Origin of the sequence: Neobacillus drentensis NBRC 102427, from assembly GCF_001591445.1 — a bacterium.
GTDB classification, from domain to species: domain Bacteria; phylum Bacillota; class Bacilli; order Bacillales; family Cytobacillaceae; genus Neobacillus; species Neobacillus drentensis.
In genome coordinates this window covers 1-7755 of record NZ_BCUX01000095.1, presented here as the reverse complement: position 1 = coordinate 7755, position 7755 = coordinate 1, and the positions used below count along the sequence as shown (strand labels likewise).

Here is a 7755-nt window from a genome sequence, read left to right as displayed (position 1 = left end):
TCAGCTTTATCCGTTGCAATAATGACTAATTCTGTGCCTGCCTTTTGCACCTCAGTGGTTACTTTATATTGACCATCTTCTCCGGCCATTCCAGTACCAATGACTGAACCATTTACCTTCACTTCTACTTTTGATCCAGCTTCCGCTTGGCCAGTAACTGTAGTATCCTTATCGGTTACTTCATTTACTACAGGCTTGTCTGGCGCGGTTACGTCCTTTACTACTACTGTGGTTGTTTCACTTACATTGCCAGCCTTATCCTTAGCAACAATGACTAACTCTGTCCCTGCCTTTTGGGCGGAAATGGCCACTGTAAATTGACCATCTTCTCTGGCCGTTCCAGTACCAATCACCGTACCATTTACCTTCACTTCTACCTTTGATCCAGCTTCGGCTTGTCCACTTACATTTGAATCCTTGTCGGTTACTTCATTTACTACAGGCTTGTCTGGGGCAGTAACGTCTTTTACCACTACTAAGGATGTTTCACTTACATTACCAACCTTATCTGTAGCAATAATGACTAATTCTGTGCCTGCCTTTTGCACCTCAATGGTAACTTTATATTGACCATCTACACCAGCAGTTCCAGTACCAAAAACTAAACCATTTACTTTTACTTCTACTCTAGAACCTGCTTCTGCTTGACCGATGACAATTGTGTCTTTATCTGTAACTTCCTCAACCATTGGCTTTTCAGGTGCAGTTACATCTTTTACGACTACGCTAGTCACTTCACTTACGTTACCAAATTTATCTGCTGCGGTGATGACTAATTCTGTCCCTGCCTTTTGGCTTGGGATGGTTAAAGTAAACTTGCCATCTTCACTAGCTGTTGCTGACTCAAGTAATGACCCATTTACTCTCGCTTCAATTTTAGATCCTAGCTCTGCTTCCCCTGTAATTGAAGTATCCTGATCCGTCACTTCATTTACCATTGGTTTTATCGGAGCAGTGATATCTTTTACCAACACTGTGGTAGTTTCACTCACGTTTCCAGCTTTATCAGTAGAAATAATTATTAATTCAGTTCCCGCTTTTTGGGCTGGGATACTGATATTAAACTTACCATCCACCCCAGCTGTACCTGTACCAAGGACTGAACTTCCTACTTTTACTTGTACTTTTGAACTGACTTCCGCCAGACCTGTAACTAAATTATCTTTATCAGTTACTTCATTTACCGCTGGTTTTTCAGGTGCAGTCACATCTTTTACGATTACCTTATTACCCTCACTAACATTTCCACCCTCGTCAGTTACAAATACAATTATTTCTGTTCCAGCTTGTTGAGCAGGGATCGATACAAAGAAACTCCCATTCTCATCAGCTTTTCCTGTGTATTCAGTTAATCCATACTCAATTAACCCTACTCTAACTGTAACCTTTGCTCCTAATTCAGTGGTTCCAGAAACTTCTTGTGATTTGTCAGTTACTTCATTTACTTGCGGTGTATTTGGAGCCGTTGCATCTTTTACCACAATATTAGTCGGTTCACTTTGATTTCCCATAGCATCTGCAGCTATTATCGTGATAGTGGAACCAGCATTTTGAATTGGAATCTCCACTTGATAATTCCCATATTCATCTGCTCGCCCTGTATTAACCAAAACACCATATTGTGGTGATGTATATACTACATATACCTTTGCTCCAGCCTCTGTTGTTCCACTTACTTCAGATGACTGGTCATTAATTTCGTTTACTATCGGAGCGTCCGGTGGAGTTCCATCTTGAACGGTCACTTTTCTGGCTTCACTAACATTTCCAGCAGCATCTGTGGCTGCTACCTCTATCACAGTTCCTTCCTTTTGTGCAGGAATAGTTACTTCATAATTACCAAAAGGATACTCTGCTACGCCAGAATATTGGGATTGACCTATTGTTACAGTCACTATCGATCCTACTTCCGATCTTCCCCATACCACTCTTGATATATCGGATACATTTTCTACTTGTGGAGCTGAAGGTGCTGTACCATCCTTAACCACAAGGGTTGAATCATTGCTCATGTTACCAGCGTTATCTGTTGCAGTAATGTTTAACACAATGCCTGCTTGTTGTGATTGAATGGCAATATTAAATTGGCCATCCTCTCCAACTGTTCCGGTACCTATAACTGTTCCATTTACCTTCACTTCAACTGTAGAACCTACTTCAGCCTCACCTGTTACAGTAGTGTCCTTGTCAGTTACCTCATAAGCTACTGGCATCTCTGGTGCCGTTACGTCTTCTACCAGTAATGTGGTTGGTTCACTTTCATTTCCAGCCTTATCTGTTGCACTGATAGCTAATTCAGTACCTGCCTTTTGGACTGGAATTGACACAGTAAAGTTGTTATCCTCATCGACTGTTCCTGAACCTATCTCAGAGCTATTTCCTTTTACTTTTACTGTAGAGCCTACTTCGCCTTGCCCTGTAACAAAACTATCTTTATCTGTCACCTTATTTGGTAGAGGTTTTTCAGGTGCAGAAAAGTCTTGAACCTCTACTGTAGTGGCTTGACCAGTATTCCCGTAAGCATCTATTACATATAGGTTGATTTTAGTTCCTGCAGTTTGTTTATTTACCCAAATTTCAAAAGTTCCACCATTCGAAACGGGACCACTACCGATCCGTAAACCGTCGACTTCTGCAACAACATATCCATTTTCCTCGGCAGTCCCTGTAATCGCATTTTGGTTGTCACCAAATGAATTAACCATTGGTATGACAGGAGGAATGTTATCAACAACCGTAATTTTCCTATTAATGGTTGTTGAATTGCCAGCCTTATCATTAATAGTATATTTAAGCTCATAAGCACCTGGCTTGCTGATATCAACAAACCCCTCCACCATAATCAGTGAAGTAAGATCGCCATCAACATTATCCGTAGCTTTTACTCCATCCATTGCATCAAACGGAGTATCCATTCCAACGGTCTGGTCAACTACACCTGTCATTTCGGGTTTCGTATCATCCGTAACATGAATGATTACTTTATAATATTTCGTATTTAAATTACTTGCAGTTACTTTTAAAATAAAAGTATTTTCACCTTGAACAAGGTTCTTTAATCCGCTACCTTCTATGGAAGCTTTACTATCCTGAGTCTCACCATTTAAAAAGATACTAGTTACATTACTTGGTAAGTAAATAGAGTAAGTATCAATTTCTGAAGAAAACTCTGCAGAAAGTGGATAGATATTACTTCCATCAGTGGCGGAAATACTAGCTAATTTTGCATTTGAAGGATCACTTGCATAAAAAATTCTTTGCTGATCGTAGGTAACCTCATTACCAGCTAAATCCACTATATTTGATAATAGGCCAAATACCACTCCATGCTGACCCTCTTTAATTTCATAGTAGATTTCATACTCCGTTCCATTACTTCCTTGAACCTCACTCATGGTATACTCTTCATTATCAATTCCACCAGATAATTTGAGTTTAACACCCGGTTTTACAGGTTCAGCAAAAGTAGCAATAATATGAGCATAGTCCCCTACTTCGTATTCCTTCTCTTCTGATACAACGGAAAGAATAACAGGATTTACACCATCTGCTTGAAATACATCATCTTTACTATATGTTTGTGAAATATTGCCTGCTAAATCCTCAATCCCATCGATATTCGCATGTATAGAGCCATGGTCGCCTTCCTTAACCACATATTCATAGTTAAATATAGTAGAGTTTGAGTCAACTACCTCATTCATAGAAACATTTTGTAAGTTAACACCATTATTTAAAGACAGGGTAAAGTTTGGTTTTACAGGCTCATCAAACACTGCTGTCAGTAAAACTTTATCTCCTAATTTTGCTGAAGTATTGGAAGCAGTTAAGCTTTTTATACTCGACTTAATTCCATCAACCGTAAATAAATTGTTAATAACATATTCTTGCGACAGCTTATTATTTAGATCGTAAACCTCTTTTAGATGGGCATTAATGTTACCAGTAAAACCTTCTGGAACAGTATAATCATAGGAATACTTCATTCCATTACTACCTGGTAACTGATTCATGACAACAGGTTCCATTTCTCCAGCCCCATCAAATGAAAGCTGGACTCCATTTTTTATACTTTCCGTAAAGTTTGCAGTAACTGTTACAACATCACCAATTTTTGCTCTATCTTTAGAGGCTGTCAGTGAACTAACTGGCGCCAACCTATTTTGCTTTGTAAAAACATTTTCTGCTGTGTACTTGCTAAAACTTACACCTTTTACTGTTTCAACATTTTTTATCGAGGTATTTATCGTTCCCTCCTTATAATTAAAAGGAACAGTATATGTCAATATATATTTTGTTCCATTACTTCCAGACACTTCAGTCATTGTAGTAGGCTTTAAGTCAACTGCCCCACCTAAAGAAAGTTGGAAACCGGGTTTTACACTCTCATAAAAGGTAGCTGAAATCGTTACCTTATCACCTGAAATTGCTACTGATTTCGAAGCTTTAATTGATTCTAATGGAATTACTCTAAAATAGTCGTTTTTTACTAAACTATTACCATAAAAATCTGTTATTCCAGGGAAAGAAACATTAACGATTCCACTATCAGTCGACTTTACTACATAATTGAATTGATAATCTAGATCGTTAACTTCTTCCAACTTTCCATCAGGTAAAGAAATTCCTTCATTTAAGGAAATCCCTGGGTCAGTTAATTTATAATATTTATCCTTAGAAAACGTAATTTTTAAGCTATCGTTAGGCTTTAATATATTTTTATTAATACTAACCTGAGGGCTTATAACTTCTGTTGGATATGAAAAATTATTAGAGTTTATTATTGTTCCATCATTTCTAAGCCCGATGGTTTGATATTCGTTTGCTGAAATATCTCTTATATTTCTCCAATCACCTAAACTTATTTGCCCATAAGGATTATATCCTACACCCACTACCGTTCCATCGCTTTTTAGGCCTACTGTAAAATCCATACCTGCAGCAATATCCACTATACCCTTCCAATTATCTGTATTCCGTTGGCCAGCAAAGCCATTACCTGTTGTTACTACTGTCCCATCTTTCTTCAATCCAACCACATGATCATTTCCAGATGTAATAGCAACTATATCTTTCCAATCACCAACATATATACGTCCGTAACGATTATCTCCGGTAAAAACAACCGTTCCATCCTTTTTTAAACCAACTGTATTCCAATAACTAGATGAAACAGCAACTATGTCTTTCCAATCGCTAAAATTTAGCTCACCATAACCATTATCTCCAACTCCAACAACTGTTCCGTCTCTTTTTACACCCACGGTATGTGTACTTGCAGTTGAAACCGCTACGATATCAGTCCAACCACTTACATTTAGTTGACCGTATTGATTACCTCCTACTGCTACTACTGTTCCATCACTCTTTAAACCTACAGTATGAGTCGCAGCTGCCGATAAAGCGACTATATCCTTCCAACCACTTACGTTTAGTTGTCCATTGGTATTATAATCCATACCGACTACTGTTCCATCCTCTTTCAAACCGACTGTGTGATTTGTACCAGATGAAATTGAAACAATATTCTTTACTGGGTTGAAGTTAATTTGGCCATAGCCATTGTTACCAACTCCAACTACAGTTCCATCACTCTTTAATCCAACAGTATTGTATTCATCTGCTGAAATTGCAACAATACTTTCCCAATCTCCAATATTGGTTTGTCCATCTGTATTTCTCCCTGCTGCTACTACGGTCCCATCGCTTTTTAAACCTACTGTATGGTTTGTTCCAGCTGAGATACTAACAATATTTTGCCAACTACTTAAATTTCTTTGGCCAGAATTATTGTCTCCTACTGCGACCACTGTACCATCGCTTTTTAAACCCACCGTAAAAAAATCCCCTGCTGAAATAGCTACAATATTTGTCCAACTACTAACATTTGTTTGCCCATAGATATTATTACCTACTGCAACAACTGTTCCATCACTCTTCAAGCCAACCGTATGTCGTACCCCTGCTGATACGGCAACGATATCTTTCCAAGCACCTACATTTGTTTGTCCAAAATAATTGTCACCTATCGCTGTAACCGTCCCATCTGTTTTTAAGCCGACCGTATGATACTTACCTGCAGCAATAGCTTTGATATCTGACCAATCACTTACATTAATTTGGTCACTGGAATTATCGCCTGCTCCAACAACTGTTCCATCGTTCTTTAAGCCGACTATATGAGAGCTACCCTGAGCAACGTATGAAATATTCGACCATTCTTTTATGTTCCCTACGGCAATACCAAATACTGATACTGTTCCATTTCTATTTAAGACTACGCTCCTTGGAAAACCCGCTTCGATGATCCCCTCAAAATTCTTTATTTCTCCCCTAGTCAGATTTAGGTCAGCATTCGCTGTTTTAAAGTACGGAATAGCCGACAACCAACTTAATGGCATGATATTTACTACCATACAAAAAAGTAGTGTTAAACTTATAATTTTTAATTGTTTTCTCATAATGTATTCCCCATTAATATAGATTTTTTATTTTGTTTAAAATCCTTTTCTGTTTAACCTTACACTCAAATCTAACCCACCTTCTTCAAATATTTAGGATCTTCCGAAACACACCAAAGGTCCCAATAGATATAGTAATATATTATATTTCCATAAAATTTCCATTATAATAGAATTTTATCATAATAATAATTTCCCTTCTATACTTTATTAAGATTTCAAAAACTTTTGACCTTAAGAACGAGCTAGTTTCCATTTTTAACTACTTTATACTCCAGAAGGACAGTTCATGGTTTTTAATGAGATTAGTTCAATCCACAACAACCGTCTATTCAAAAGCTTTCTCCGTACAAACTGAATACGAAGATTGTCGAGGTCGGCAAGAATATTCTCCAGGAAATTCCCCACCTCTCCACAAAAAGTCCCTGGTTTCTTATGAACCTCCTTCATTTGATAAATTCCCCCTCCTTTCCCTACTACACAAACGATTGATTAAAACTTGCCTCAATACCCACTATGACTGAATTTATCCCTTCAAACACCTGAAAACAATGTCGATAGATGTCTCCAAACATACCTTTTATGAAAAGGAACCCAGGCGGGCAGCTGAATTAGATTCCCCCCATTCAAATATGCGGCCTAATACTTGCGTTTCCCCTAGTAAACCTAGTTAACAGAAATGAATATAGAAGGTTATCAAAATGAGGAACGAACACCCCTTCAGTGTTAAGGATGCAAAATGATATCAAAACTAGTTGAAATCGCAAAAAACGGCTTCAAAAATCACTTTTGACCCCCATTTTGGCATATTTCGTTCCAAAAGTGGCTCCAAAAGTGAATTTTAGCCGTTCGATTTAAGCAGTTAAACCCGATATCGTAGAGGTGCTGAGATCGTTAACTTTCGATTAGATACAGCACTAAAAAGCGGTGGAAGGGTGTTTGAAATGGCAGGTTTAAAATCTGGCAATATTGAAGGATTCGAGCAGTTTTCACAATTTAGCTCGCTACAGGAATTGAATACTCATATCGAAATGTGGTTAGCGGTACACAAGCATGACTTTTCTAAAGGAGCACTGGTAGGATTGAAACGGCTGGTCCGTTTTTCTGCCAAAATACCAGGCGTGTGCAATGCTAAAATTGGGACCATTTTAAAAGCCATTCACCAAGAATACAAAGATAACGGAATCTCCCGCTCTACCTTTAAACGAATGATTCAAAAAGCAAAGGAATTAGGAATCCTCTCCGTTTATGAAACAGAAAGAAAAAATGGTTCGCAGTCTAGCAATTTGTACTT

2 protein-coding genes and 2 pseudogenes are annotated in these 7755 nt (G+C 38.0%); 1 reads left to right on the top strand and 3 read right to left on the bottom strand.

From position 1 onward, the window contains the following. From BDR01S_RS23825 to BDR01S_RS23820, 3 genes and pseudogenes are all read right to left on the bottom strand, one after another. On the bottom strand, positions 1 to 5039 hold a 5039-nt coding region (locus tag BDR01S_RS23825; protein ID WP_439951488.1), incomplete at its 3' end, for an Ig-like domain-containing protein. A gap of 255 nt (positions 5040 to 5294) precedes the next feature. Further along, positions 5295 to 6119: pseudogene (locus BDR01S_RS26765) on the bottom strand (RCC1 domain-containing protein); the annotation flags it as partial. 609 nt (positions 6120 to 6728) lie between these two features. Next, positions 6729 to 6911, bottom strand: a complete 183-nt coding sequence (locus BDR01S_RS23820; protein ID WP_066248328.1) for a hypothetical protein — start codon at positions 6909 to 6911, stop codon at positions 6729 to 6731. Between the two features lie 494 nt (positions 6912 to 7405). Here BDR01S_RS23820 and BDR01S_RS23815 point away from each other — a divergent pair. Further along, a pseudogene (locus BDR01S_RS23815) lies at positions 7406 to 7755 on the top strand (hypothetical protein); the annotation flags it as partial.